At 63.8% G+C, this 23,838-nt stretch carries 24 protein-coding genes; 10 read left to right on the forward strand and 14 right to left on the reverse strand.

All coding sequences use genetic code 11. The features are described from left to right. Positions 1-6: 6 nt before the first annotated feature. Positions 7-384 carry a hypothetical protein gene (locus SynMEDNS5_RS00245; RefSeq protein WP_186583786.1) on the forward strand — a complete coding sequence of 126 codons (378 nt, stop codon included), beginning with the start codon at positions 7-9 and terminating at the stop codon, positions 382-384. A 4-nt stretch (positions 385-388) separates the two neighbouring features. Next, positions 389-2,203, forward strand: a complete 1,815-nt coding sequence (mrdA, locus tag SynMEDNS5_RS00250; RefSeq protein WP_186583787.1) for a penicillin-binding protein 2 — start codon at positions 389-391, stop codon at positions 2,201-2,203. Between the two features lie 9 nt (positions 2,204-2,212). Here mrdA and SynMEDNS5_RS00255 read toward each other — a convergent pair whose 3' ends face one another. The 4 genes from SynMEDNS5_RS00255 to SynMEDNS5_RS00270 all read right to left on the reverse strand — a co-directional run bounded on the left by SynMEDNS5_RS00255 (position 2,213) and on the right by SynMEDNS5_RS00270 (position 5,707). Next, positions 2,213-3,361, reverse strand: coding sequence for a glycosyltransferase family 1 protein (locus tag SynMEDNS5_RS00255; protein WP_186583788.1), 1,149 nt, complete (start codon positions 3,359-3,361; stop codon positions 2,213-2,215). 13 nt (positions 3,362-3,374) lie between these two features. Further along, positions 3,375-4,568: an NAD-dependent epimerase/dehydratase family protein gene (locus SynMEDNS5_RS00260; protein WP_186583789.1), complete on the reverse strand. Its 1,194-nt coding sequence runs from the start codon at positions 4,566-4,568 to the stop codon at positions 3,375-3,377. A 58-nt stretch (positions 4,569-4,626) separates the two neighbouring features. After that, entirely contained in the window at positions 4,627-4,794 is a 168-nt protein-coding gene (psb34, locus tag SynMEDNS5_RS00265; protein ID WP_186583790.1) for a photosystem II assembly protein Psb34, read from the reverse strand. A 100-nt stretch (positions 4,795-4,894) separates the two neighbouring features. Beyond that, positions 4,895-5,707, reverse strand: a complete 813-nt coding sequence (locus SynMEDNS5_RS00270) for a thiazole synthase (RefSeq protein ID WP_186583791.1) — start codon at positions 5,705-5,707, stop codon at positions 4,895-4,897. Between the two features lie 106 nt (positions 5,708-5,813). Between SynMEDNS5_RS00270 and SynMEDNS5_RS00275 the strand changes: the two genes are divergently transcribed. After that, positions 5,814-6,323: a hypothetical protein gene (locus tag SynMEDNS5_RS00275; RefSeq protein ID WP_186585754.1), complete on the forward strand. Its 510-nt coding sequence runs from the start codon at positions 5,814-5,816 to the stop codon at positions 6,321-6,323. On the opposite strand, the gene SynMEDNS5_RS00280 is transcribed toward SynMEDNS5_RS00275, so the two are convergent. Genes SynMEDNS5_RS00280 through rpmI form a run of 3 tightly spaced genes read right to left on the reverse strand, consistent with a single transcriptional unit; the run spans position 6,291 to position 7,507 of the window. Beyond that, entirely contained in the window at positions 6,291-6,884 is a 594-nt protein-coding gene (locus SynMEDNS5_RS00280) for a hypothetical protein (RefSeq protein WP_186583792.1), read from the reverse strand. The two genes, SynMEDNS5_RS00275 and SynMEDNS5_RS00280, sit on opposite strands and share 33 nt — an antisense overlap. Before the next feature lie 34 nt (positions 6,885-6,918). After that, the gene (rplT, locus tag SynMEDNS5_RS00285; RefSeq protein WP_011931992.1) at positions 6,919-7,266 is read right to left on the reverse strand and encodes a 50S ribosomal protein L20; all 348 of its coding nucleotides are present in this window, start codon (positions 7,264-7,266) and stop codon (positions 6,919-6,921) included. 43 nt (positions 7,267-7,309) lie between these two features. Continuing rightward, the gene (rpmI, locus tag SynMEDNS5_RS00290) at positions 7,310-7,507 is read right to left on the reverse strand and encodes a 50S ribosomal protein L35 (protein ID WP_186583793.1); all 198 of its coding nucleotides are present in this window, start codon (positions 7,505-7,507) and stop codon (positions 7,310-7,312) included. Between the two features lie 59 nt (positions 7,508-7,566). Between rpmI and SynMEDNS5_RS00295 the strand changes: the two genes are divergently transcribed. Together SynMEDNS5_RS00295 and SynMEDNS5_RS00300 are read left to right on the forward strand one after the other, a co-directional pair. After that, positions 7,567-9,144: a SpoIID/LytB domain-containing protein gene (locus SynMEDNS5_RS00295; protein WP_186583794.1), complete on the forward strand. Its 1,578-nt coding sequence runs from the start codon at positions 7,567-7,569 to the stop codon at positions 9,142-9,144. Between the two features lie 30 nt (positions 9,145-9,174). Next, positions 9,175-10,509, forward strand: coding sequence for a glycosyltransferase family 2 protein (locus SynMEDNS5_RS00300; protein WP_186583795.1), 1,335 nt, complete (start codon positions 9,175-9,177; stop codon positions 10,507-10,509). A gap of 19 nt (positions 10,510-10,528) precedes the next feature. Here SynMEDNS5_RS00300 and SynMEDNS5_RS00305 read toward each other — a convergent pair whose 3' ends face one another. The 5 genes from SynMEDNS5_RS00305 to tig form a co-directional block, all read right to left on the reverse strand. Further along, entirely contained in the window at positions 10,529-12,355 is a 1,827-nt protein-coding gene (locus SynMEDNS5_RS00305; RefSeq protein WP_186583796.1) for a DNA polymerase III subunit gamma/tau, read from the reverse strand. A 27-nt stretch (positions 12,356-12,382) separates the two neighbouring features. Next, positions 12,383-13,057, reverse strand: a complete 675-nt coding sequence (locus SynMEDNS5_RS00310) for a lecithin retinol acyltransferase family protein (protein ID WP_186583797.1) — start codon at positions 13,055-13,057, stop codon at positions 12,383-12,385. 4 nt (positions 13,058-13,061) lie between these two features. Then, positions 13,062-14,417: an ATP-dependent protease ATP-binding subunit ClpX gene (clpX, locus tag SynMEDNS5_RS00315; protein ID WP_186583798.1), complete on the reverse strand. Its 1,356-nt coding sequence runs from the start codon at positions 14,415-14,417 to the stop codon at positions 13,062-13,064. A gap of 88 nt (positions 14,418-14,505) precedes the next feature. Further along, positions 14,506-15,195: an ATP-dependent Clp endopeptidase proteolytic subunit ClpP gene (gene clpP, locus SynMEDNS5_RS00320; protein ID WP_186583799.1), complete on the reverse strand. Its 690-nt coding sequence runs from the start codon at positions 15,193-15,195 to the stop codon at positions 14,506-14,508. Between the two features lie 46 nt (positions 15,196-15,241). After that, positions 15,242-16,678 (reverse strand): trigger factor, encoded by a 1,437-nt coding sequence (tig, locus tag SynMEDNS5_RS00325; protein ID WP_186583800.1) that lies wholly within the window; start codon positions 16,676-16,678, stop codon positions 15,242-15,244. A gap of 164 nt (positions 16,679-16,842) precedes the next feature. Between tig and SynMEDNS5_RS00330 the strand changes: the two genes are divergently transcribed. The 3 genes from SynMEDNS5_RS00330 (at position 16,843) to SynMEDNS5_RS00340 (ending at position 20,894) form a co-directional block, all read left to right on the forward strand. Further along, complete coding sequence (locus SynMEDNS5_RS00330; protein ID WP_186583801.1) at positions 16,843-17,871, forward strand: aspartate-semialdehyde dehydrogenase; 1,029 nt, start codon at positions 16,843-16,845, stop codon at positions 17,869-17,871. Between the two features lie 6 nt (positions 17,872-17,877). Next, positions 17,878-18,786, forward strand: a complete 909-nt coding sequence (gene dapA / locus SynMEDNS5_RS00335) for a 4-hydroxy-tetrahydrodipicolinate synthase (RefSeq protein ID WP_186583802.1) — start codon at positions 17,878-17,880, stop codon at positions 18,784-18,786. 68 nt (positions 18,787-18,854) lie between these two features. After that, on the forward strand, positions 18,855-20,894 hold the full coding sequence (locus tag SynMEDNS5_RS00340; protein ID WP_186583803.1) for a ribonuclease J: 2,040 nt from the start codon (positions 18,855-18,857) through the stop codon (positions 20,892-20,894). 2 nt (positions 20,895-20,896) lie between these two features. Here the strand turns inward: SynMEDNS5_RS00340 and SynMEDNS5_RS00345 are convergent, their stop codons facing one another. Together SynMEDNS5_RS00345 and tilS are read right to left on the reverse strand one after the other, a co-directional pair. After that, on the reverse strand, positions 20,897-21,514 hold the full coding sequence (locus SynMEDNS5_RS00345) for a hypothetical protein (protein WP_186583804.1): 618 nt from the start codon (positions 21,512-21,514) through the stop codon (positions 20,897-20,899). Between the two features lie 5 nt (positions 21,515-21,519). Continuing rightward, on the reverse strand, positions 21,520-22,539 hold the full coding sequence (gene tilS, locus SynMEDNS5_RS00350) for a tRNA lysidine(34) synthetase TilS (protein ID WP_186583805.1): 1,020 nt from the start codon (positions 22,537-22,539) through the stop codon (positions 21,520-21,522). Positions 22,540-22,614: 75 nt separating this feature from the next. Between tilS and SynMEDNS5_RS00355 the strand changes: the two genes are divergently transcribed. Both SynMEDNS5_RS00355 and SynMEDNS5_RS00360 read left to right on the forward strand, forming a co-directional pair. Then, on the forward strand, positions 22,615-23,391 hold the full coding sequence (locus tag SynMEDNS5_RS00355; protein WP_186583806.1) for a DUF561 domain-containing protein: 777 nt from the start codon (positions 22,615-22,617) through the stop codon (positions 23,389-23,391). 14 nt (positions 23,392-23,405) lie between these two features. Continuing rightward, complete coding sequence (locus tag SynMEDNS5_RS00360) at positions 23,406-23,792, forward strand: phage holin family protein (protein ID WP_186583807.1); 387 nt, start codon at positions 23,406-23,408, stop codon at positions 23,790-23,792. Positions 23,793-23,838 lie beyond the last annotated feature (46 nt).

A 23,838-nucleotide genomic window follows, 5' to 3' on the forward strand; every position in this document is an offset into this window, starting at 1 on the left:
GAATCCATGGCTGAAGGCCAACCGCTGGATGAACTGCGTCTGGCTTTGATGCAGGACGTGCTGCCCATGGGATTGGCCTTCGTGGACCGGGTGCGCAGCGAAGGACCGGCTCGTGCTGTGGAGTCGTTTTCTCAGGGCGGTGACCCGTTGGCAGACCTGCGCAAGGAAGGGGAGCCTGCCGCGCGGGTGCTGCGGGAGCGACTGGATCAGATCAGCCCGGGCCTTGGCAATCCTGTGATGCCGGTGCAGGTTCAGGTGGATGAGCCAACCGAGCCGTTGGAATCGCCTTCGCTTTCTGATGATCCCCAGGAGCTGCAGGAGGTGCTGGTTCGCATCGAGAAGCGCCTGCAGCGGCTCGATGCCCTGATCACGCCAGGGAATTAACACCGTGGCGGGTTTCGCGCAGGGGGACGGGCAGCGTCATGCCGGTTTGCGTCAGCAGCCACTGGTGTTGCTGGGTCTGGTGCTGTTGGTGAGCACCGCCATGGTGTCCCGTCTGGTGTGGCTGCAGGTACTGGAAGCGCCTCGCTATCGCCAACTTGCAGACGAAAACCGAATTCGTCTGGTGCCGCGGTCGCCCACCCGAGGTCGGCTGCTGGATCGCAAGGGCCGGGTGTTGGCCTCCAGCAAGCTCACGTATTCGCTGTATGTGGAACCGCGTCTTGTGGATGACACGGCGTGGCCGGATCTGCGCGATCGCCTGGCCCGCCTCCTGAATCTTGATGCGGATGTGCTGGATCAGCGGCGGGGTGGTGGCCTGGCCAGGGATGGCTACCGCATCAATCTGGCCATCGATCTCAAGCCTGAACAGGTGCTGCGTTTCCGGGAGCAGGCACTCGGCCTCAAGGGGGCGCAGGTGGATGTGGACATCCTTCGGGCCTATCCCCATGGAACCTTGGCCGCCCATGCCCTCGGTTACACCCAGCCGATCACGGAAGACGAATACAAATCGCTGGAGAAGAAGGGCTACAAGATTCGTGATCGGATCGGCCGGATCGGTGTGGAAGCGGCCTACGAATCGCACCTGCGCGGAGCCTGGGGCGGCCAGATGCTCGAGGTGAATGCCATGGGCGAGGTGCAGCGCCATCTCGGTGACCGCCCGTCGGTGGCGGGCAAGGATCTCACCCTCACCCTGGATCTGGATCTGCAGAAGGTGGCCGAGCAGGCCCTGGCGGACAAGCCCGGGGGCGCCATCGTTGCCATGGATCCAAGAACGGGCGCGATTCTGGCGTTGGCGAGCAAGCCCACCTTCGACCCCAACTTCTTCTCCAAGCTCGTCACCACGCAGAAGGAGTACGACGCGCTGTTCTCCAACCCGAAGAAGCCCTTGCTTTCGCGGGCGATGAATCCTTACGACCCCGGCAGCACCTGGAAGGCGGTGACAGCGATGGCTGCCATGGAGTCAGGCAAATTCCCGCCGGACACCAAGTTGGCCACGATGGCGTGCATCACCTACGGCGGTCATTGCTTCCCAGACCACAACGGCGCTGGTTTTGGCACCATCGGTTACGCCGATGCGTTGCGCTTCTCCAGCAACACCTTCTTCTATCAAGTGGGAGTGGGAGCCGGTTCTCGTGCCCTGCAGAAAGCGGCGACAGCCCTCGGTTTCGGGCAGAAATCAGGGATTGAGATCGGCTGGGAGGAAAGTGTCGGTCTGGTGGGTGATGAAGACTGGGCCGCGGCTGGTCGCGGCTGGGCGGAACCGGGAACGACCCCATGGATTCCGGAGGATATGGCCAGTGCCTCCATCGGTCAGTCGGTGGTGCAGATCACGCCGCTGCAGCTGGCCCGGGCCTATTCGGTGTTTGCCAACGGTGGTTGGCTGGTCACACCCCACCTGGCGGATCAGGGTCTGGACTGGACCGATGCCTCCCGTCGCACCAAGGTGGAGATGAACCTTTCCACCCTGGCCAAAATCCGTGAAGGTCTGCGCAAGGTGGTGTCTGATGGCACTGGTTTTGCTCTGAACGGGCCGGGCATTCCACCAGCAGGAGGGAAGACGGGCACCGCGGAGGACAGCACCGGCGGTCCGGACCATGCCTGGTTTGCCACTTATGCCCCCTATCCCGAGGGAGAAATTGTGATCGTGGCCTTTGCCCAGAACACGCCCGGGGGAGGGTCCGTGCATGCGCTGCCGATGGCCAAGAAGGTGATGGAGGTGTGGAACCGCAACCGTGCGCAACCGATCCCATCGGCTTCGTGAGCGCCTGATTCAGGCGGCTGCGTTCAGCTGCGGCTGCTTGAGAACCTGGCGGTAATACCCGCGCAGCTGTTCGGTGGCTCCGGCCCATCCCCAGCGCTCGGCTTCCGAGCGGGCGGCGTTGCGCAGTGCCTGGCGTTCCAGGTCGTTGCCCAGCAGGCGTTGGGTGGCTGCGATCAGGCTGGCCGCACCACCATTGGCGCCATCGGGTTCGTACAGGCAGCCGTTCACCCCGTCGGTGATGATGTCGGGAATGCCCCCTCGGTTGGCACCCACCACGGGGCAGCCCGCTGCCATGGCCTCTAGCAACACCAAACCAAGGGTTTCGGTACTGGAGGGGAAGAGAAAGGCGTCACCGCTGGCGTAGGCACCAGCGAGCTCCTCGCCCGCCAGATAGCCCACGAAGGTGGTGGCGGTGTCCTCAAAGTGCTTCTCCAGCTGCTGACGGTGAGGCCCATCACCCACAAGGGCGAGACGGGCGTCGGGCAAGGCTTCGAGCACAGGCTTGATGCGCTCGATCTGTTTCTCAGCGGAGAGGCGGCCCACGTAGAGCAACAGGGCTCCGCGGTCGTCATGGCAGCCGAGCAGCCGCTGCCGGAGCTCCGCACTGCGAAGCTCGGGCCGGAACAGCTCGGTGTCCACACCACGCTGCCAGAGGTCTGTGTGCTGAATCCCCTTCTCGCTCAGTTCCTCCACCATGGCTGTGGAGGTGCAGAGATTGAGCAGCGCCTGGTTGTGGGCTGCCTTGAGCAGTTCCCAGAGCAGGGGTTCGAGCATGCCCATGCCGTAGTGCTCGAGGTATTTGGGCAGGTGGGTGTGGTAGCTCGCCACCAGCGGAACCGATTTGGCTTTGGCCAGCCAAATCCCTCCAAGGCCCAGCACCGCGGGATTCACCACGTGGATCAAGTCCGGCTGGAAGTTGTCGATCGCCTCGGAGACGGCGGGTCGGGGCAGCGCCAGCTTGAGTTCGGGGTAAAGCGGCAGGGGCATGGCCGGAACGCCGATCAGGCGAGCTCCCATGTACTCCTCAGGGCATCCCTCCGGGCAGAACACGATCACCTCATCACCGGCATCCACCAGGTGCTTCACCGTTTTGGTGAGACGGGTGACGATGCCATCGACCTTGGGGAGGAAGGTCTCGGTGAAGAAGGCGATTTTCAAGGGAGTGCCCTGATCAAGCGGTGGCGATGGCCTGGGCCTGGGTTTTGGTCCAGGCCGAGGTGCAGAGGATGCGGTTGCGATCGCAGCGGTCGGCATAGCGCGTCGCGATCTCCACCACTTCCTTGAGCAGGCCGTCATCGAGGGTGGTGGGATTGAGTCCCAGCTCGATGAAGCAGCGGTTGTCCACAATCAGATCGTTTTCAACGGCTTCGTTGCGTGGATTAGGAAGATTGTTCACCTGAGCTCCGGTGAGGGCGGCGACCTTCTTGGCTAATTCACCCACCTGATGGCTTTCGGTCATCTGGTTGAAGATCTTCACCCGCTCGCCCTGGGTTGGAGGATTCTCCAAGGCCAGCTGCACACACTTCACGGAATCGCGGATGTGGATGAAGGCGCGGGTCTGGCCGCCGGTGCCGTGCACGGTGAGGGGGTAACCGATCGCCGCTTGCATCAGGAAGCGGTTGAGCACCGTGCCGTAATCGCCGTCGTAATCAAAGCGATTGGTGAGGCGCGGGTCGCGGTCGGTGGCATCGGTGTTGGTGCCCCAGACGATCCCCTGGTGCAGGTCGGTGATGCGGACCTTGTCGTTCTTGTTGTAGTAGAGGAAAAGCAGCTGATCGAGCGTCTTGGTCATGTGATAGACGCTGCCCGGGCTGGCGGGATGGAGGATCTCCTCCTCGAAGCGGCTGCCGTCGGGCTGGGGCACCTCCACCTTGAGGTAGCCCTCAGGAATCGTGGCGCCGCGGTGGGAGCCATAGCCGTAGACGCCCATGGTGCCGAGGTGCACCACGTGGATGTCGAGCCCGCTCTCCACGATCGCGGCGAGCAGGTTGTGGGTGCCGTTGACGTTGTTGTCGACGGTGTAGCGCTTGGTGGCGCTGCTCTTCATCGAGTAGGGAGCAGCGCGCTGTTCGGCGAAGTGCACCACTGAGTCGGGCTTTTCCTCGATCAGCAGATCGAGCAGTCGCTGGTACTCATGGGCGATGTCCATGTGCTCGAAGCGCATCGGCTTGCCGCCGATCTGCTCCCAGGCCTTGAGACGCTCGCCGATGGTGGTGATCGGGGTGAGTGATTCCACCTCCAGATCGATGTCGATCTTGCGCCGGCTGAGGTTGTCCACGATCAACACGTCGTGGCCCTGATCAGCGAGATTCACGGCACAGGGCCAGCCGCAGAAGCCGTCACCACCAAGAACGAGAACTTTCACCTCAAACTCCTGCTGAAGCGTGCAAGCCGCCAATCTGGGGCAAGCTACTACAGGCTTTTCAGCTGATCGTCACAGTGAAAGCCATTAGGGCGATCACGAGCAGGGAGCCGCCTACCACGATCAGTCGGGAGCCATTGCTGTAGCTGGCTTCCTTGCTCAGCACCTCCATGCGCGGCTCGTTCGCGAATGCATTCAAACGGCCTCCGTCCTCCTGGGTGACCTGCATGGGTTCCTCATCAATTGATCCGGACCTTATGGAGCTGATGGGGCAGGGGCCTGGATCCTCAATGCAGCTTCATAGGCCTTGATCTGCCGTTACAGACACATCAGTCGTTGACCTTTCCGGTGGTGGGGGAGCTTGGTGAGGCCTGGGCCCGGGTTGGCAGACGGCCCGCTTGGAAGGCCTGGCGCCCGGCCCGCACGGCGGAGGCCATCGCTTCGGCCATCAGTGGCGGATTGCCAGCAAGGGCGATGGCACTGTTCACCAGAACGGCATCCGCTCCCATCTCCAAGGCAGCAGATGCCTCGCTAGGGACGCCGATGCCTGCATCCACCACCACGGGAACCGAGGCGTTCTCGATGATCAGGGCGATGTTGGAGGCGTTGCGCAACCCCTGACCGGATCCGATCGGGGAACCCAGGGGCATCACCGTGGCGCATCCCACCTCCTCCAGGCGTTTGGCAAGCAATGGATCCGCATTGATGTACGGGAGCACCGTGAAGCCTTCCTTCACCAGTTGTTCAGCGGCCTCCAGCGTTCCGAAAGGGTCCGGCAGCAGGTGACGGCTGTCGGGAATCACTTCCAGCTTCACGAAGTTGTTGTTTTCCTGGCCGGCGAGCCGTGCCAGTTCCCGTCCCAGCCTTGCCACCCGGATGGCTTCTTCTGCCGTGGTGCAGCCAGCGGTGTTGGGAAGCATCCAGGTCCGTGTCCAGTCGATCGCTTCCATCAGTCCGGCGTGCCCGGCCGCCACCGTCTGCACTCTGCGAACAGCCACGGTCACCATCTCGCAGTCAGAACGCTCCAGGCTCTGTTGCATCAACGCCAGGCTTGGATATTTCCCCGTGCCGGTGAACAGCCTGCTGCGGAACTGGCGGCCACCGATCAGAAGCGTGTCGGTGCTGGTCGGGGTCGAATCCATGAAAAGGGACGGAGGGACTGGTTAGGGAACCGGATCGGAAAACGGACGAGCACCGCTGAAGGGCACTACCGTGCGCCCATCATCCGTTCTCGTCACGTCTGTCACCATGGACATGAACGCGCCGATTGAGATTCCGGCGACCTTCGAACCATCTTTGCCCCTGGACAGCTCCGTTCTGGACGAGCCCCTGGTGCTGGATGGCACGGTTCAGCAATTTGATCCGGTGCTGCGTGCGGCTGATCTGGCCGCCACCATGCCCCGTCAATGGTGCGGCAGTTACAAGTCGTTCACGTCCGGCAACGCGGTGGATGTGAAGCTCACCCTGGCGAGCGTGCAACCGATCGGCCAGATGGTGGATCTGCGCGGTGACATGGTGATCGCTGGTGTCAGCACGCCCGTGCAGGGCAATCTCAATGCCACATCGGACCAGCTCGATCTGCTTCCTTTGGCCGGCGAGCTTGCTGACGATCTCGAAGCCGGTGGTGACTTTCTCGGACTTCAGGGGATGAGTCTGTCCGGTTGGCAAGCGCCCAGACTCACCAGTCTGGGAGGAAGTCTCAGCTTGGCCCCCAGCTGCTCCAGTTCAGAAACCCCTCCCATCCGAGCTCTCTGGTGAGTCGTTCGTTGAGGTCGCTTCAGAACGTCCGCTGGCCTGACGTTTGGCAGCCCGCTCCAAGCGTTTGAGGCGCTTCTTCGCCGTTGGATTCTCGGGCTCGAGCTTGAGAACCTTCCGATACAGCTCACAGGCCGCATCTCTGTTGAGCAGGCGTTCTTCTGCAAAAGCCAGATTGTTGAGAGCCACGGGATAATCCGCCTTGGCTTGCAGAGCTGATTTGTAATGCCTGATCGCTGTTGAAAAATCCTTCTGGGCGGCCAAAGAAAAGCCCAGAGCGTTTTGGATCAGTGCTCGCGCTTCCTGCGGTTCATTTCCTAGCCGTTTCACGGCCTGTCGCAGGGTGGCCGTGGCCTGGGGATACAGGCGCTTGCGCAGTTGAACGGAGGCTAGTTCGTAAAGGTCACCGGCATCGCGGGAACCAGCCGCATCCGCCTGCTCCAGACGGATGAGGTTCTGTTCATCGCGGCGGACGCGCAGGAGCTGGCGACCAACGACAACGGCAACGATTGCTAGCAGGCCAATCAGGCCCAGCAGATAGGTCTGCGGCAGGAGGGATTCCATGGAGGGAAGCGATGGTCCCGAGGCGGGACGCTACTCAACCCTGAGTGGCATTCACCACAGTTGTGAAGCTGGAAGGATCAGCCACGGCAAGCTGAGCCAGCATCTTGCGGTTGATGCGCACGTCGGCCTGCTTCAAACCACCGATCAGACGGCTGTAGCTCACACCGTTGAGACGGGCTGCTGCATTGATGCGTGCAATCCACAGACGGCGGAAATCACGCTTGCGCCGGCGACGGTCTCGGTAGGCATTGCACAGGGCTTTCATCACCCGCTGATTCGCGGTGCGGAACAGGGTTCCATTGCTGCCGCGGAAACCGCGAGCTAGGCGGAGGATTTTGTTACGGCGCTTACGGGCGACGTTGCCTCTCTTGACGCGTGCCATGAATTCGGTGAGTAATTAAAAAACGATCGTGCGCTGAAGCTGATCAGGCGTAGGGCATCATCAGGGCCACCCGCTCTTCGTCCGTCCGGTCCACCACAGCTTTGGTGGCCAGGTGGCGCTTCAGTTTCGGGCTCTTGTGGTCCAGCAGGTGATTGCGGAAGGCGCGCCGACGCAGGAACTTGCCAGTGCCTGTTGCCTTGAACCGCTTGGCGGCTGCTTTGCGGGTCTTGAGCTTGGGCATGTCTCTGGCGGCACGGGGCACAAACGAAGACAATAGAACCTCACCCTCCCCGCAGCCAAATGTCCGGTGTCCGATCTCTGGCCCACCTGCTGGTGCTGCCGGTTGTGGCGACGGTCGGTTGCCGGGCTCAAGACCTCAGGTCCATGCCGCCAGACCTGCAGGCCCCGGCACTGCCCACCCATCGCTCCGTGCCTGCGCCGCCCGCTGCGGGTCAGGCGGTTCTGTTGGTGTCACTGGCGGATCACCTCGGCCGCGGCACTGTTCCACAGCGTTCCGCACCTCTGCTCACGCTCACTAGTGCCGGCCAAGCGCCGCTGCAGCTTCTCGATCCCAGTGGAACGGTTGTGGCCGATGGCCCAAGCCTGCGCTTCAGCTGGCGATTGGTGCCCTTGGAGACCCCCCTTGCCGTGGCCAGACGGGTGGCAGGGCCCCTGGCCAGTTTCGAATCAGCCGAGCGGCTTGCGGATCGTTGGCGGGATCAAGGTGTGGAGGCCAAGGTCGCCCACCCCGATGAGTGGGAGGTGTGGGCACCGCTCGATGCGCCGGATCTGGCCGGTGTGACCTTGCGTGATCTCACAACCACGATTGCGGCCGTGGTTCGACCTGTGCTGGAGGGGCCTGAGGGTGGCCGCACGCTTCAGGGACCTCTGCAGGTGCAAGCCCCGGATGGATTGCGTTGGAAAGGCGGTGTGATGCGTGGACCCTTCCGGCTGCAGGCCGATGCCTACGGCAGTTGGACCTTGCTGGAGCAGGTGTCTCTGGAGCGATACCTGGAGGGTGTGGTGCCCCATGAAATCGGCGCAGGGTCTCCCGCTGCGGCGCTGCAGGCCCAGGCGGTTCTCGCCCGGACCTGGGCCCTGGCCAACAGCCATCGTTTCGCGATTGACGGGTATCACCTCTGCAGCGACACCCAGTGCCAGGTTTACAGCGATCCGCGGCAAGCTTCAGCCTCGGTTCGCGAGGCCATCCGTGCGACGTCCGGTGCAGTGCTCCGCTGGGAAGGCGAACCCATCCATGCGGTGTATCACGCCACCAATGGCGGGATTAGTGCCAGCGGTGAGGAAGCCTGGGCGATGGACCCATTGCCGTACGTACGCGTGGAGGCGGATGGAACCCAGGCCTGGAGGGAGTCCACGCTGCTGCCCCTGCAGTCGGCGGAGGGCGTGAAAGCGCTCCTGCAGCGCCGGGATGGTGCCTATGGCGCTGGTCATCCGCGCTTCCGCTGGATCCGCAGCTATTCAGCTGGCCAACTGGCTCAGGCGTTGGCGGCTGCCGGTAAGGGCAACGCCCTTCCCATCAGGGTGAGCGTGCAGGACCGAGGGCCGAGCGGACGAGTGCTGGCTCTGGCGATCGAGCGGGATGGGGGTGCGTCCTCTGTGGTATTGCGCCTTGATGCGATCCGCCGGACGCTTCGCCGCCTCCCCAGCACCCTTTTTGTACTCCAGCCTGAGGGAGCTGGGGCCTGGCAATTCCAGGGCGGTGGATTCGGTCACGGCGTTGGCCTGTCGCAGGCCGGCGCCATTGATCTGGCCGGTCGCGGCTGGAGTGCTCAGCGCATCCTTCAGCACTACTACCCCGGGACCCGATTGGAGCCGCTTCGGCAGGCCCCACCGGCTCCTCCTGTTCAGGCCCCTTAAAGTTCAGAGCATTCGTGGTTGGGGAGAGGCGTGGCCGCAGGCACAGGTGATCACCGACGCGGCAAGACGGCTCTCTTTCTTGCGGCCTGCGGCTGGGCCGGAGCGGCGCCCCATTGGTTGGATCCAAGCCGAAGCCTTCTGCCTGCCCTCACGCTCGCCGTGCTCCTTGGCGGCTACAGCCTTCGCACGGTGCTCCGCAGGCAGTCGTCCGCCGATGGCTCTGAGCCCGGTTTAACAACCAATGACTCATTGGAGGCAGTCAACACGTCGCTGCCGACGGTGGATGTGGTGGTGGCGGCCAGGGATGAGGAGGCCGTCGTCACCCGCTTGGTGGAGCGTTTGAGTGCGCTGCGCTATCCCGCTGATCGCCTCAGCCTGTGTGTGGTGGATGACGGCAGCGAAGACCGCACGCCCGACCGATTGGCTTCGCTGCAAGATCGCTTTCCGTCGCTGCGGGTCATCCGCCGACCCCGCAACGCCGGTGGTGGGAAATCCGGTGCACTCAATGCAGCCCTGGCCCAGACCCAGGGGGAATGGCTGCTGATTCTTGATGCTGATGCTCAGCTTGCGGAAGATCAGCTCGAGCGGCTGATTCCTTTTGCCTGCGGCGGTGGATGGTCGGCCGTGCAGATGCGCAAGGCCGTCACCAATGCGCAGGACAACTGGCTGACCCGGGTGCAGGCCATGGAAATGGCCTTTGATGCCCACATTCAGCAGGGACGTCTGGCCGGTGGTGGGGTGGCGGAACTGCGTGGAAATGGCCAGCTGCTGCGCCGGGATCTGCTGGAGGCTTGCGGGGGTTTCAACGAGGAAACGGTCACCGACGATTTGGATCTGAGCTTCCGGTTGCTGTTGCAGGAGGCTCGCATCGGCATTCTCTGGAATCCACCGGTGCAGGAGGAGGCGGTGGAAACCCTGCAGGCTCTCTGGAAGCAGCGTCAGCGTTGGGCCGAGGGAGGTTTGCAGCGTTTTCTCGATTACTGGCCGGGTTTGCTCTCATCTCGGCTCACCCTGGCCCAGCGCCGCGATCTCGCCAGTTTCTTCTTGCTCCAATACGCCCTGCCGGTGGTGTCTTGGTCGGATCTGCTCACCAGTTTGCTGAGCCGCACTACACCGGCGTACTGGCCTCTCTCGATCGTGGCGTTCAGTGTGTCGGGTGTGGCTTACTGGCGAGGTTGCCGCCGGGCCAGTGACGGTCCTGATCTGCCCCACCCGGATCTCCTCAATGTGCTGCTTGGCATCGCTTATCTCAGCCACTGGTTTGTGGTGATTCCCTGGGTGACCCTGCGCATGGCGCTGCGCCCCAAACGGCTCGTGTGGGCGAAGACGAGCCACCGCGGCCAGGAGGAAGCGGTTCAAGCCTGAGCCTGTCTGGCTGCGGGGATCAAGGGTCCAGATCCACATTCAGCACCTGCCCGTTGAAGAAATCAGCCAGGCGCTTGGCTTTGTCATCCAGCACGGACGGTTCCTGTCGCTGAACAGGCACGGGGTCGGGGTCGGGGTCTGGTTTTGGAGCAGGAGCTGGAGCTGGAGTCGGATTCGGGGTTGCGGCCACCGGTCGTGGTGGCAGTTGCGCTTCGCTGCTCGTGACGGCCGGGGCTGGAGCTGGAGCCGGTGTGGGCGTGGGTGCTGGCGGGGGTGGCGGTGTCGATGGCGCCGGCATGGCGGCCATCGGTGCAGCACCCCCATGGCTCTCTAGTACGAGTTGGCGGCTGCCGCCGACAGCCCGGGCGATGGCCTGCTCCAGCAAGGCCACGCGGCTTTGCACCATGCCCATCCAGTTTCCGGCCACGTGCACTACGGCGCGGTGGTTGTCGAGGCGCACCAGCTCGGCCTGTTGAGACAGCAACATGCGCGTGGAAGGCAATTCCAGGCCAGCCAGGATCTGTTGCCAGAGCTCTCCGAGATCCTGGGGAGGCGAAGCGTTGGTCGCTGCTGCAGGCTCTGCTGCCGGGGTGCTGGTGATCGGAAGGCTGACAGGAGCTGGCGGGGGGGGCTGCGCTGGCGAAGATTGCGCTGGCGGGGCCTGTGGGGCCTGAGCCGCGGTTGGAACAGTTGGAACAGGCGGTGGCGGGGCTTGGGTTTGGGCCGCGGTTGCGGGGGTCTGGGGGGCCGGTGCCTCCGCCAGCAATCCCAGCAGCAGCACCTCCAGCCAGAGCCGGGGTTGCACGCTCTGGCGCAGTTGTTGCTCCGTCCCGCGTAGTTGGGATTGCCACTGCAGCAAGCGGCTGCGGCCGATCGCTTTGGCCAGCTCTGGCAGCTGGTCGCGGAACTGGGGTGAAACGCTGGTGAGTTCCGGCCGGTCTGGAGCCGCAGCCATCAGCACCAGATCGCGCAGGATTCCTGCCAGGCCCTGCAGCACGGAGCCTGCATCGCGACCACGGTCCAGCAGGGTGCGGGTGGCTTCCAGCAGGGCTACCGGTTCGCCGCTGCTCATGGCCGTCACTAGCGCCAGCAATTCCTGTTCGGGCACGGCACCCAGCAGATCCCACACCGCATCGGCCTCAATCGGTCCGGGCAGCAAACTGAGCTGATCCAGCAGGCTTTCGGCATCACGCAGGCCGCCCTGGGCGCGTTGGGCCACCACATGCAGGGCTTCGGGCTGGATCGGGATGGTTTCCTGCTCTGCAATCCAGATGAGATGCCGCTCAAGCGCCTCCAGGGGAATGCGGCGGAAATCAAAGCGCTGGCAGCGGCTGAGGATCGTGGGCAGCACCCGTTGCGGGTCTGTGGTGGCGAGCACAAACACCACTTGCGGCGGCGGTTCCTCGAGGGTTTTGAGAAGGGCGTTGAACGCAGCCGTGGAGAGCATGTGGCATTCATCCACCACGTACACCTTCCAACGCGCCTGCACCGGAGCAAAGCGGGAGCGTTCGATCAGATCGCGGATGTTGTCCACGCCGGTGTTCGACGCCGCATCGATCTCGATCACATCGAGGGCCGTGCCGGCGGCAATCGTGGTGCAGAGCTCGCAATGGCCGCAGGGTTCCGGGGTGGGTCCCTCACTGTTGAGGCAGTTGAGGGAGCGAGCCAGGATGCGGGCGCTGGAGGTTTTGCCGGTGCCCCTGGGGCCGCTGAAGAGATAGGCCGGGGCGATGCGGCCCGAGCGCAGGGCGTGGCCAAGGGTCGCGGCAATCGCCTCCTGCCCCACCAGTTGATCGAGACGCTGGGGCCTGTATTTGTGATGCAGTGGCTGGTAAGCCTGACCCATGCACAGCCGGCGGGATGCTGAGGCTACCTAGGTTTCAGGGTTGGTCTCCAGAAGCGTTCTGATCCGGCTTTCCAGGTCTTCCACAGCAGCGAGTTCGTCGGCAATGGTGCGGCCGGTGAGCAGCAGCTGGCGTCCACGGCGATCCAGGCGGTCATCTGCACCCTGGCCTGGCATGCCTTTCAGCCAGACCTCTGCCTGCTCAAGGGTGGACTCCAGCTTCTCCAGCAAGGTCTGACGCAGGCGCTGCAGCTGCACCAGTCCCTGACGGGCCCGTTCCTTCGAGGCCTCGTCGATCAGACCTTTGCGGAGCAGCAGGCCCAGCCCGGTGAACAGAGCGGCGGGCATCAGCTGACCGAGGGCAAGGGCACCGAGGCTGCCGGTGTGTAGCCAGTCTTCAACCTGTCCGCTGCGGTGCCGGCCGGTTTTGCACCAGTTGGCGAAATGCTCGCAATTGTTGAACAGCAGGTTGTAGTTCTGCTCACCGATGCGGCTCACGGCCCGGCGCAACGTGATCCCAGCCGGCGAGGCCTGGTCGTGACTGACCACGCTCACCTCCTGTCCGCGGCTGAACTCTGCGAGCGGGCTGCGCAGAATCTCCCGCCCTTCCAGGTAGTGGGCAACGCTGCCGTCGCCCAGATCGATGCCGTGGTGAAGAAACAGTCCGTGCTGGCGGGGCACCCGCAGGTGGTCGGCAGCGGCCATGGCCTCAGGCCGATTCCTGTTGCCGCTCGCTTCCCGGAAGAGGCAGCACCTTGCCGCCGGTGTGTTCTTCAACCATGGCCCGGGTAATGGTGAACGATGACGCGTTTTTGCGGGAGGGCAGCTCGTACATGAGATCGAGCATCAGCTCTTCCACGATCCCGCGCAGGGCCCGGGCGCCGGTCTTGCGGCGGTGGGCTTCCTGGGCAATGGCTTCGATGGCGCTGGGTTCGAACTCCAGCTGCACGTTGTCCATGCTCAGCAGGGTGCGGAACTGTTTCACCAGAGCGTCCCGCGGTTCGGTGAGGATGGATTCGAGGGCGTGCTCATCGAGGGGTTCGAGCACAGCACTCACGGGCATGCGACCGATGAACTCGGGGATCAGGCCGTAGCGCACGAGGTCATCCGGTTCGAGGTGGCGCAGCACCTGGGCAGCCTGAAGGTCGCGGGTGGCCTTGCCGCGTCCGCGACCATCGGCGGGCACGAAACCGATGGCATTGCGGCCCATGCGCTTCTGCACCACGTCATCGAGGCCAACAAAGGCTCCGCCGCAGATGAACAGGATTTGGCTGGTGTCGATCTGGATGCAGTCCTGATAGGGATGCTTGCGCCCTCCCTGGGGAGGCACGTTGGCCACGGTGCCCTCCAGCATCTTGAGCAGGGCTTGCTGCACCCCTTCTCCCGACACATCGCGGGTGATCGACGGGTTTTCGCTCTTGCGGGCGATCTTGTCGATTTCATCGATGTAGATGATGCCCCGCTGGGCCAGATCCACATCCATGTCGGCCTTCTGCAGCAGGCGCAGCAGGATGTTCTCCACGTCTTCACCGACGTAGCCCGCTTCGGTGAGCGTGGTGGCGTCCGCCACGGCGAAGGGCACATCCAGCATCTCCGCCAGCGTCTGGGCCAGGAGCGTTTTGCCGCAGCCGGTGGGCCCGATCAGGAGGATGTTGGATTTGTGCAGGCGGGTGGCGGTTTCTTCGGTTTCGCCCTTGCCATCGCCCTGCCAGGCCAGGCGTTTGTAGTGGTTGTAAACGGCAACCGACATCACTTTCTTGGCGCCTTCCTGCCCCACCACCTGCTGGTCAAGGAACTCCTTGATCTCCTGTGGCTTGGGAATGGAGGCCAGGGTGGGAACGGGCTTGGTGCTCTTGCGAGCTTGCGCTGCACCACCTTTGCGGGAGGGTTCGCCGCCCTGGCGGCTTCCGCCCTGGGAATCAATCAGTTCTTCATCCAGGATCTCGTTGCAGAGATCGATGCACTCATCACAGATGTAAACGCCGGGACCGGCGATCAGCTTGCGCACCTGCTCCTGGGATTTTCCGCAGAACGAGCACTTCAGATGGGCGTCGAATTTGGCCATCGGGCGCTTGGCAGATCAGTCGGTACACGGGACCCGTTCGATGGGTCATCGCTCGGAACACTCAGGATCGCGGCGGAATGGGGCAATGTCAGCCCCCCGTAACGATTTCTCCGTCTCCCAAACTGTCCACCACCCGATCAATCAGCCCGTAGTCCACGGCTTGCGCTGGCGACATGAAGTTGTCGCGATCAGTGTCTTCGGCGATTTTGTCGAGTGGTTGGCCGGTGTGCTCAGCCATCAGGCCATTGAGTGTTTCCTTGAGGAACAAAATCTCCTTGGCCTGGATTTCGATATCCACCGCTTGACCCTGGGCTCCCCCCATGGGCTGGTGGATCATGATCCGGGCATTAGGAAGAGCCAAGCGTTTGCCCTTGGTGCCGCCGGAGAGCAGGAAGGCGCCCATGGAGGCGGCCAGTCCGTAGCAGATGGTCACCACATCAGGAGCCACCTGCTGCATGGTGTCGTAGATCGCCAGGCCGGCTGTTACCGATCCGCCTGGGGAGTTGATGTACACCTGAATGTCTTTTTCAGGATCCTCGGCCTCGAGGAAAAGCATCTGGGCCACCAAGGCATCAGCCACGGCATCGTCGACGCCGGTGCCGAGGAAGATGATGCGCTCGCGCAACAGACGCGAGTAAATATCAAACGCCCGGTCACCGCGGCCGGATTGCTCCACCACGGTTGGCAGCACACCGGGTGCGGCCTGGGGATGGACCGACAGGGGCTGAATGCCCCGCCAGCGGTTCTGAATCAGATGGGGAGTACGGGCGTCGATCACGCGGCGTCTGGCGGGCTGTTCTTGAATTGCAATCTATGGGCGCCGATCAGGATTCGGCGCTTTCACTGTCGGCTTTGGCCGTTTTGGTTTTGCTGGCCTTGGCTTTGCTGGCACTCTTCTTGGCCGCTGCTGGCTTGCTGGCCTTGGGGGCATCTGATTCGGCTTCCGGAGCCTTTTCGGTCACCGTGCTGTTCTCCTCCAGCCAACCCAGGAGCTTCTCCTGGAGCAGATCATCGAGCACGGCCTGACGCAGGCGTTCGGGGTCGATGTCCCGCTCGCCGGAGAGCTGGCCCTTCACCTCCTTGAGCTTGGTGTTCAGCTCCTCGTCATCCACGCTGAGCTTCTCGCTTTCAGCCAGGGCGGTGAGAGCCAGGCTGCGGCGCAGGCGTTCTTCGGCTTCAGGCCGGGACGACTCCATCAGATTGCGCACCAGTTCGGGAGTGAACAGGGACTGCACATCCATGCCCTGCTGGGCGAACTGGCCGGCGGTCTGCTCCACCAGGTTGCGCACCTCCTGCTGAATCAGGCTTTCGGGCAGTTCCACGTCCAGCTGCTCCACCAGGGCCGCGAGGAGGGCGTCGTGCCGGTTGCTGCGGGAGCGGCGTTCGGCGTCGTCTTTCAGACGCTGCTCCAGGTCGCTGCGCAGATCAGCCAGGGTCTCCTGTTCGCTGGCCTGCTTGGCGAAGGCGTCGTCCAGCTCGGGCAGTTCGCGGGTCTTGAGGTCCTTGAGCTCGATGGCGAAGCTGGCCTTGCGGCCGCGGGCATCCTCCTTGGGGTAGTCATCAGGGAAGGTGCAGTCCACGGTCTTGCTGTCGCCAACGGCCATGCCCACCACGCCTTCCACGAAGCCGGGGATCATGCGGCCGTGCTCGAGGTCCACATCCATCGAGTCGGCACTGCCGCCTTCGATCTCGCTGCCGTCATCGCTGTAGGTGCCTTTGAAGCCCACCACGGCGATGTCGCCTTTTTCAGCCTTGCGACCCTCCACTGGCACCACCGTGGCCAGTTGGCGCCGTGACTGCTCCAGCATCTCGTCCACCTTGGCGGCGTCGAAAGCAACGCTTTCCGCTTCCGCCTTCAGCCCCTTGGTGCTCTTGAGCTGCGGTGATGGCGCCACATCGGTTTCCATCGTCACGGTGAGCGCTTCACCGGGCTTGAAGCTGTCCAGCAGCTCCTCAAAACTTCCACTCAGTTCCGGTTGCCCAAGGGCCTCGATCGTTTCCTGGGCCAGGGCATCACGCCAGATGCTTTCCACCAGGGATTCCAGGGCTGTGGCCCGAATGCGTAGGGCTCCGAGCTGCTGCACCAGCACCGTGCGGGGCACTTTCCCCTTGCGGAAACCGGGCAGGTTCACGCTGCGGCTAAGGCGATTGATCGCCTCCTCGTAGCTGGCCTGACTCCGTTCCGCTGGAACGGCCACCTCCACGGCCAGGCGGCTGCCGGGGCGGGAGGTGGTGGTGACCTTCAGGCTGGCGGCACTCATTGGCGGGTCGCAGGTACAAGCAGCCCAATACCTTAATTAAGTGCCCGACCCTGCTCTGCCGCGTAAGCTGGCAGAACGATCAGCCAAAGCTGCAAGTCCGCTCAGGCGGTGCTGAATCACCCAGCGCAGAACCGCTGGATTTAACTGTTTCGATACGCGTCCGCTTGTCCACTGCCGCCTCACTGCCGAATCGACCTCTCAAGGTGGCCATTCTTGGTGCGAGCGGCGCTGTGGGGCAGGAACTGCTGCAACTGCTGCAGGAGCGCCATTTTCCCGTGAAGGAGCTGCGCCTATTGGCGTCAGCCCGCTCCTCAGGAAGCCGTTGCGCCTGGAACGGCCAGGATCTGACGGTTCAGGAAGTGAGCGAGTCCGCTTTCGAGGGTGTGGATCTGGTGCTGGCCTCGGCCGGAGGCTCCGTGTCGCGGCAATGGCGCGATGCGATCGTCGCGGCAGGGGCCGTGATGGTGGACAACTCCAGTGCCTTCCGCATGGATGACGACGTCCCACTGGTGGTGCCTGAGGTGAACCCGGAGGAGGCGTTCAGGCACCGGGGTGTGATCGCGAACCCCAACTGCACCACGATCCTGCTCACCCTGGCTTTGGCACCACTGGCGGCCCGACGGGCGCTGCGTCGGGTGGTGGTGAGCACGTACCAGTCCGCCAGTGGTGCGGGAGCCCAGGCCATGGAAGAGCTGAAAACGCATTCCCATCAGGTGCTCTCTGGGGCGACACCCACCCCTGCTGTTCTCCCCCATTCCCTCGCTTTCAACCTCTTTCTTCACAATTCACCGCTGCAGGCGAACAGCTACTGCGAGGAGGAGATGAAGATGGTGAACGAAACTCGCAAGATCATGGGTTTGCCGAATCTGCGCTTCACGGCCACCTGTGTGCGCGTGCCCGTGCTTCGGGCCCATTCGGAGGCCGTGAATGTGGAGTTCGATGCTCCTTTCCCCGTGCGGGAAGCCCGGGATCTGCTCGCTGCAGCTCCGGGGGTGCAGCTGATGGAAGACCCTGCCTCCAATCGTTTCCCAATGCCCACGGATGTGGCCGGCCGTGATCCTGTGATGGTGGGCCGTGTGCGGGAAGACATCAGCGAGCCCAAGTCTCTTGAGTTCTGGCTGTGTGGGGATCAGATCCGCAAGGGGGCCGCTCTCAACGCCATCCAGATCGCCGAACTGCTGCTCCCCGCCTGAATCGTTATGAGCCCTGCTGCAGAACTCTCTCCCATCCCCTTTGGCCGTTTGCTTACGGCCATGGTCACCCCCTTCGATTCGGAGGGCGCTGTGGATCTCGCCTTGGCCGGTCGCCTGGCCCGTCATCTGGTGGATGAGGGATCCGACGGTCTGGTGGTGTGCGGCACCACCGGTGAATCCCCCACCCTCAGTTGGACTGAACAGGTCCAGTTGCTGGAAGCCGTGCGTCAAGCCGTTGGTCCTGGGGTGCCGGTGCTCGCCGGCACAGGCAGCAACTGCACCCAGGAAGCGGTGAAGGCCACCCGTGAGGCCGCTGCGGCCGGTGCCGATGGGGCCCTGGTGGTGGTGCCTTATTACAACAAGCCTCCCCAGGAGGGTCTGGAGGCTCATTTCCGTGCCATCGCCGAAGCGGCTCCCGAGCTTCCGCTGATGCTTTACAACATTCCCAGCCGTACGGGTTGCTCGATGGAGCCATCCACCGTGGCGCGCCTGATGGACTGCAGCAACGTTGTCAGTTTCAAGGCCGCCAGCGGCACCACCGAAGAAGTCACGGCTCTGCGTCTGGCCTGTGGAGCCAAGCTGGCGATCTACAGCGGTGACGATGGTCTGCTGTTGCCGATGTTGTCGGTGGGTGCCGTGGGCGTGGTGAGTGTGGCCAGTCACCTTGTGGGCCGCCGAATGCGCGCCATGGTGGAGGCCTATCTGAGTGGTCAGCCCGCTGTGGCGCTCGGCCATCACGAACAGCTGATCCCTCTGTTCAAGGCCCTGTTCTCCACCACCAATCCCATTCCGGTGAAAGCGGCGCTCGAGCTGAGCGGCTGGCCGGTGGGTTCTCCCCGTTCTCCCCTTCTTCCCCTCGATCCCGCGATGCGCGCTGCCCTCTCCGACACCCTCGTTGCCCTGCGTCCGACCTGACGCCACGGCTGCTGACAGCGCTGCATGCGCCATCTCCATCGATTTTCTTCCTTTTCTGAACCGAATTCATGACCGCTTCCACCGCCACTGCCCAGCAACCCTGCCTTCGCGTGATTCCGCTCGGGGGTCTGCATGAGATCGGCAAGAACACCTGCGTGTTCGAGTACGGCGATGACCTGATGCTGGTGGATGCCGGCCTGGCCTTCCCCAGCGATGGCATGCACGGTGTGAACGTGGTGCTGCCGGACACGAGCTTTCTGCGCGAGAACCAGAAGCGCATCCGCGGCATGATCGTGACCCACGGTCACGAAGACCACATCGGTGGCATCGCGCACCACCTCAAGCACTTCAACATCCCGGTGATCTACGGCCCGCGCCTGGCGCTGTCGATGCTCACCGGAAAAATGGACGAGGCGGGGGTCACCGACCGCACAACCCTGCAGACCGTGGGTCCGCGCGATGTGGTGAAAGTGGGCCAGCACTTCTCTGTGGAGTTCATCCGCAACACCCACTCCATGGCCGACAGCTTCACGCTGGCGATCAGCACCCCGGTGGGCACGATCATCTTCACGGGTGACTTCAAGTTCGATCACACCCCTGTGGATGGGGAGCACTTCGACCTGGCGCGCCTGGCCCATCACGGGGATCAGGGGGTGCTCTGTCTGTTCAGCGATTCCACCAACGCCGAGGTGCCCGGTTTCTGCCCTCCGGAACGCTCCGTGTTCGCCAACCTCGATCGCCACATGGCTGATGCCGAGGGTCGGGTGATCGTGACCACCTTCGCCAGTTCGATTCACCGGGTGTCCATGATTCTTGAGCTTGCGCTCAAGAACGGCCGGAAGGTGGGTCTGCTGGGCCGCTCAATGCTGAATGTGATCGCCAAGGCCCGCGAGCTGGGCTACATGCGAGCCCCCGATGAGCTGTTCGTGCCGATCAAGCAGATCAATGATGTGCCCGACCGGGAAACCCTGCTGCTGATGACCGGCAGCCAGGGAGAGCCCCTGGCGGCGCTCAGCCGGATTTCCCGCGGCGATCACCCCCAGGTGAGGGTGAAGAGCTCAGACACGATCATTTTCTCGGCCAGCCCCATTCCTGGAAACACCATCTCGGTGGTGAACACCATCGACCGGCTGATGATGCTGGGCGCCAAGGTGGTGTACGGCAAGGGCGAGGGCATCCACGTGTCCGGCCACGGCTTCCAGGAAGACCAGAAGCTGATGCTGGCGCTCACCCGCCCGAAGTTCTTTGTGCCTGTGCACGGTGAGCACCGCATGCTGGTGCGCCATTCCCGCACTGGTCATTCCATGGGGGTGCCGGAAGACAACACCCTGATCATCGACAACGGCGATGTGGTGGAACTCACGGCCGACTCTCTGCGCAAGGGCGATCCGGTGAAGGCCGGCATCGAGCTCCTCGACCAGTCGCGCAATGGCATCGTTGACGCCCGGGTGCTCAAGGAGCGTCAGCAGCTCGCTGAAGACGGCATCATCACGATCCTGGCGGCGATCAGCACCGATGGGGCGATGGTGGCGCCACCAAGGGTGAATCTGCGCGGTGTGGTCACCACAGCCGATGCCCGCAAGATGTCGCTGTGGACTGAGCGTGAAATCAACTGGGTGCTCGAGAACCGCTGGAAGCAGCTCACCCGTAACACCGGCGGCAAGGCACCCGAGGTTGATTGGATGGGCGTGCAGCGTGAAGTGGAGGTTGGCCTTAGCCGCCGCATGCGCCGTGAACTGCAGGTGGAACCCCTGATTCTCTGCCTGGTGCAGCCGGCTCCGGCTGGCACACCGGTGTACAAGGGCCGGGCTGACGCTGAGCCCGACAACCGTCCGGCACCTCGCGGCCGCGGCGGTCGCCACGGTGGTGGTGGCCATGGTGGCGGTGGCCGCAACGGCGGTGGTGGTGGCGGTGGTGGCCGCTACCGCGATGCAGCCCCCGCTCGGGTGGTCAAGTCCTCTGCCGCTTCCCCGGCACCCGCATCTGCTCCAGCGTCAGCTCCTGCTCCTGCGCCAGCAGCGGCTGCAACCGCCGCCCCAATGGCGTCAGCTGTTGATCAGGAGATGCCCGCTGGCCGCACCCGTCGCCGGCGCTCAGCGGCGGTCTGATCTCAGAGAGTCACGCGCAGACGTCCGGCTTCCAGCTTCTGCAGCAGCCCCTCCGGCACGGGGGGGCTGCTGTTTGTTTCTGGGTTGTTTGGAGCTGAGTCAGGGATTGGCTCTTCGGCGGCAGTCTCTACCGCATCGACCGTTTCGTCTGGCTGGGTGACCGGTTCCGGAGTCAGGTCGAGCCAGGGTGTGGCAGTGGTCTGCGGTTGCGGGATCGCTGCCTCCGTTGACTGCGATGACTCCGATGACGCGGCCAGAAAAGGGTCGCTGATCAGAGAGCCCTGAGCCTGCTCCGGGATTGGTGCTGTGGTCTGTTCAGCCAGGCGCTCCAGCCCCTGTTCCGCCAGCTGCTGGAGCGTGTCGGGGGGATGGCTGCTGAGCACCAGGCTGTAAAAAGCGTGGGCCTGATCCGGTTGCTGCAGGCCATAGAGATGGATGTGGCCTGCAAGCAGGGCCACGAAGGCCTGCCAGGCCAGCGCTGCATCCCGTTCCTCAGCTGCTTCTTTTAGCGGCTCCAGTTCTGCGAGCAGAGCACTGGTGATGGCCTGGGCCGTTTGAAAATCACCGGCTGCGTAGGCCTGCTCGGCCGCGACATAGCGCGTCTGAAAGTCGCCGTCCACGCTGTTCAGCCCCTGTTATCTAGTTGTACCCAGTTCCGGCACCAGTGGAGGCGATGGCCTCCAGCAAGGTGGCGTTCTCCAGGCGGCTGCTGGGGGCCGATGGCGCGGCTGAGTTCCTCCAGCTGCCGGGCGTTCTGGGGCTGGACGCCCTGCCGATGCAGCCAGCGTTGCAGCAGGGTGCGCCTGGGATCGGCAGCCAGAGCCTGCAAGGGAGGCCGTTGCAGGCCATTGCCAGCCGTGTGGAGGCTCTGCAGGCTCAGATCCAGCAGCGCGTTTTGGCTGTCATGCACCTGGGAGATCCGTTCGCTGAGCAAGGCCATGCGCCGACTGCAACCGGCATGAAGGGACTCGAGCACGGGCAGCACCTCCTGGCGGATGCGGTTGCGTTCGATGTGCGGATCGCTGTTGCTGGGGTCATGCCAGACCGGCAGTTGCAGGTCTTGACAGATCGCGGCTGTTTCATCCCGGGTGAAATCGAGCAAGGGCCTCACCAACCGGGGTCCCTCGTTGGCATCGGCCTGCAACGGTCTGCTCTGACGCAGGCTGCCCAGCCCTGCCAGATCCGTGCCGCGGCTGAGCTGGATCAAGAGGGTTTCGGCCCGGTCGCTGGCGGTGTGGGCGGTGAGCACCGTGCAGGAGTCGCAGGGTGCGCCTGCCTGATTCAGCTGCTGGGCGTACTGACTGAGTTCGCTGTAACGCCAGGCGCGTGCTGCGGCTTCGCTGCCGGTGATCGCAGCCGTGCTGCGGCTCACCTGCAGAGGCAGGGACTTCTGAGCGCACCATTGGGCCAGGGCTTCGGCGACGGCGGCCGAACCGGGATGCCAGCCGTGGTCGCCATGCCAGAGCTGCAGGGTCCAGTGGTGGTGTTTTCTGAGATCGCGCAGCAGCCCCAGCAGGGCCATTGAGTCCTGCCCGCCGGACAGCGCCAGCAGCAGGGTGGTGCCCTGGGGCAGGAGTGTGGGGGTCTGCAGCAGCTGGCGATGCAGCCGGTCGTGCCAGTGCAGCCAGGGCTCGCTGGCGGTCATCGGGCTGGAGGAGTGGCCCCCTGATCCTGCCCGCACACGCGGTGGGAGAATGATTGGATCTGATCATTCATCCGGATGACCCGCCTTTCACTGCTGCCTGCCGCTCTACGCCGCAGCCTGGACCAGCGGTCCACGCTCAAGGTGATCGCCGGCCTGATGAACTTCGATGCGGCCTCGGTGGCCCGCGTGTCCCGCGCCGCGGGGCTGGGTGGGGCCGATCTGATCGATGTGGCCTGTGACCCGGAGCTGGTGGCCCTGGCGCTGGAGCTGTCCAGGGGTGTGCCGGTGTGTGTGTCGTCGGTGGAGCCTGAGCAGTTCCCGGCTGCGGTGGCCGCCGGAGCGGCGCTGGTGGAGATCGGCAATTACGACGCCTTCTACCCCCAGGGCCGGGTCTTCGGTGCCGAGGAGGTGATGGAGCTCACCCGCCGCACCCGCGCCCTGCTTCCAGAGGTGGTGATGAGCGTGACGGTGCCCCACACCCTGCCGATGGATCAGCAGGAGCAGCTGGCGGTGGATCTGGTGGCCGCTGGCGCTGATCTGATCCAAACCGAAGGCGGCACCAGCGCCAAGCCCTTCAGTGCCGGCAGCCTCGGCCTGATCGAAAAAGCCGCACCCACCCTGGCCGCTGCCCACAGCATCAGCGCCGCTCTGCAGCAGGCCGGTTGCAACGCACCTGTGCTTTGTGCGTCGGGACTGTCAGCCGTCACCGTGCCGATGGCCATCGCCGCCGGTGCCTCCGGTGTGGGTGTGGGGTCGGCCGTGAACCGTCTCAGCGATGAGCTGGCGATGGTGGCTGTGGTGCGCGGCCTGCGTGAGGCGCTCACCGCCAGCACGGCCACCAGCCGCCTGTGATGCGTTAGTCCGCTATGGGAACCCTCACCTGGCTGCTGCAATGGCCCCTCCGTGCGCTAGTGCTGCTCGTAGTGGCGGCCCTGCCTCTCGGGATCGAGGTGGCCAATTTCGGCACAGCCCTGTGGGCTGCCGTGTTGATCGGCTTGCTGGGCACGTTGCTGATCCTGCCTTTGAAACTGCTGCTCGGGCCGCTGTGGGTGGTGACGTCCCTGGGCGGCTTGATCTTCCCGGTGTCGTTCCTGTTCAACTGGTTGATCGCCACCATCCTGTTTGCCTTGGCGAGCTGGCTGATCGATGGCTTCACCCTCAAGCGCGGATTCTTCAGTGCCCTGTTCGGTGCTGCGGTGTACAGCCTGATCGGCACCGTGGCCGTGCGGGCTTTGTTGGGGCCTGGTGCGTAGGTTTCTGCAACCCGCTTTCTCGAAGCCAAGGCAGTTCTCCGTAAGG

The sequence above is a fragment of the Synechococcus sp. MEDNS5 genome, from assembly GCF_014279875.1.
Lineage (GTDB): Bacteria > Cyanobacteriota > Cyanobacteriia > PCC-6307 > Cyanobiaceae > Synechococcus_C.

What these genes read in the sequence shown, in the direction of transcription:
- SynMEDNS5_RS00355 (WP_186583806.1), top strand. Translation starts at nt 22,615, where the DNA reads ATGACCCGCCTTTCACTGCTGCCTGCCGCTCTACGCCGCAGCCTGGAC.
- rplT (WP_011931992.1), bottom strand. Translation starts at nt 7,266, where the DNA reads ATGGCACGCGTCAAGAGAGGCAACGTCGCCCGTAAGCGCCGTAACAAA.
- SynMEDNS5_RS00360 (WP_186583807.1), top strand. Translation starts at nt 23,406, where the DNA reads ATGGGAACCCTCACCTGGCTGCTGCAATGGCCCCTCCGTGCGCTAGTG.
- SynMEDNS5_RS00270 (WP_186583791.1), bottom strand. Translation starts at nt 5,707, where the DNA reads ATGGATTCGACCCCGACCAGCACCGACACGCTTCTGATCGGTGGCCGC.
- SynMEDNS5_RS00280 (WP_186583792.1), bottom strand. Translation starts at nt 6,884, where the DNA reads ATGGAATCCCTCCTGCCGCAGACCTATCTGCTGGGCCTGATTGGCCTG.
- SynMEDNS5_RS00340 (WP_186583803.1), top strand. Translation starts at nt 18,855, where the DNA reads ATGACCGCTTCCACCGCCACTGCCCAGCAACCCTGCCTTCGCGTGATT.
- psb34 (WP_186583790.1), bottom strand. Translation starts at nt 4,794, where the DNA reads ATGCAGGTCACCCAGGAGGACGGAGGCCGTTTGAATGCATTCGCGAAC.
- SynMEDNS5_RS00305 (WP_186583796.1), bottom strand. Translation starts at nt 12,355, where the DNA reads ATGGGTCAGGCTTACCAGCCACTGCATCACAAATACAGGCCCCAGCGT.
- SynMEDNS5_RS00275 (WP_186585754.1), top strand. Translation starts at nt 5,814, where the DNA reads ATGGACATGAACGCGCCGATTGAGATTCCGGCGACCTTCGAACCATCT.
- SynMEDNS5_RS00295 (WP_186583794.1), top strand. Translation starts at nt 7,567, where the DNA reads ATGTCCGGTGTCCGATCTCTGGCCCACCTGCTGGTGCTGCCGGTTGTG.
- SynMEDNS5_RS00310 (WP_186583797.1), bottom strand. Translation starts at nt 13,057, where the DNA reads ATGGCCGCTGCCGACCACCTGCGGGTGCCCCGCCAGCACGGACTGTTT.
- SynMEDNS5_RS00245 (WP_186583786.1), top strand. Translation starts at nt 7, where the DNA reads ATGGCTGAAGGCCAACCGCTGGATGAACTGCGTCTGGCTTTGATGCAG.
- dapA (WP_186583802.1), top strand. Translation starts at nt 17,878, where the DNA reads ATGAGCCCTGCTGCAGAACTCTCTCCCATCCCCTTTGGCCGTTTGCTT.
- clpX (WP_186583798.1), bottom strand. Translation starts at nt 14,417, where the DNA reads ATGGCCAAATTCGACGCCCATCTGAAGTGCTCGTTCTGCGGAAAATCC.
- tilS (WP_186583805.1), bottom strand. Translation starts at nt 22,539, where the DNA reads ATGACCGCCAGCGAGCCCTGGCTGCACTGGCACGACCGGCTGCATCGC.
- rpmI (WP_186583793.1), bottom strand. Translation starts at nt 7,507, where the DNA reads ATGCCCAAGCTCAAGACCCGCAAAGCAGCCGCCAAGCGGTTCAAGGCA.
- tig (WP_186583800.1), bottom strand. Translation starts at nt 16,678, where the DNA reads ATGAGTGCCGCCAGCCTGAAGGTCACCACCACCTCCCGCCCCGGCAGC.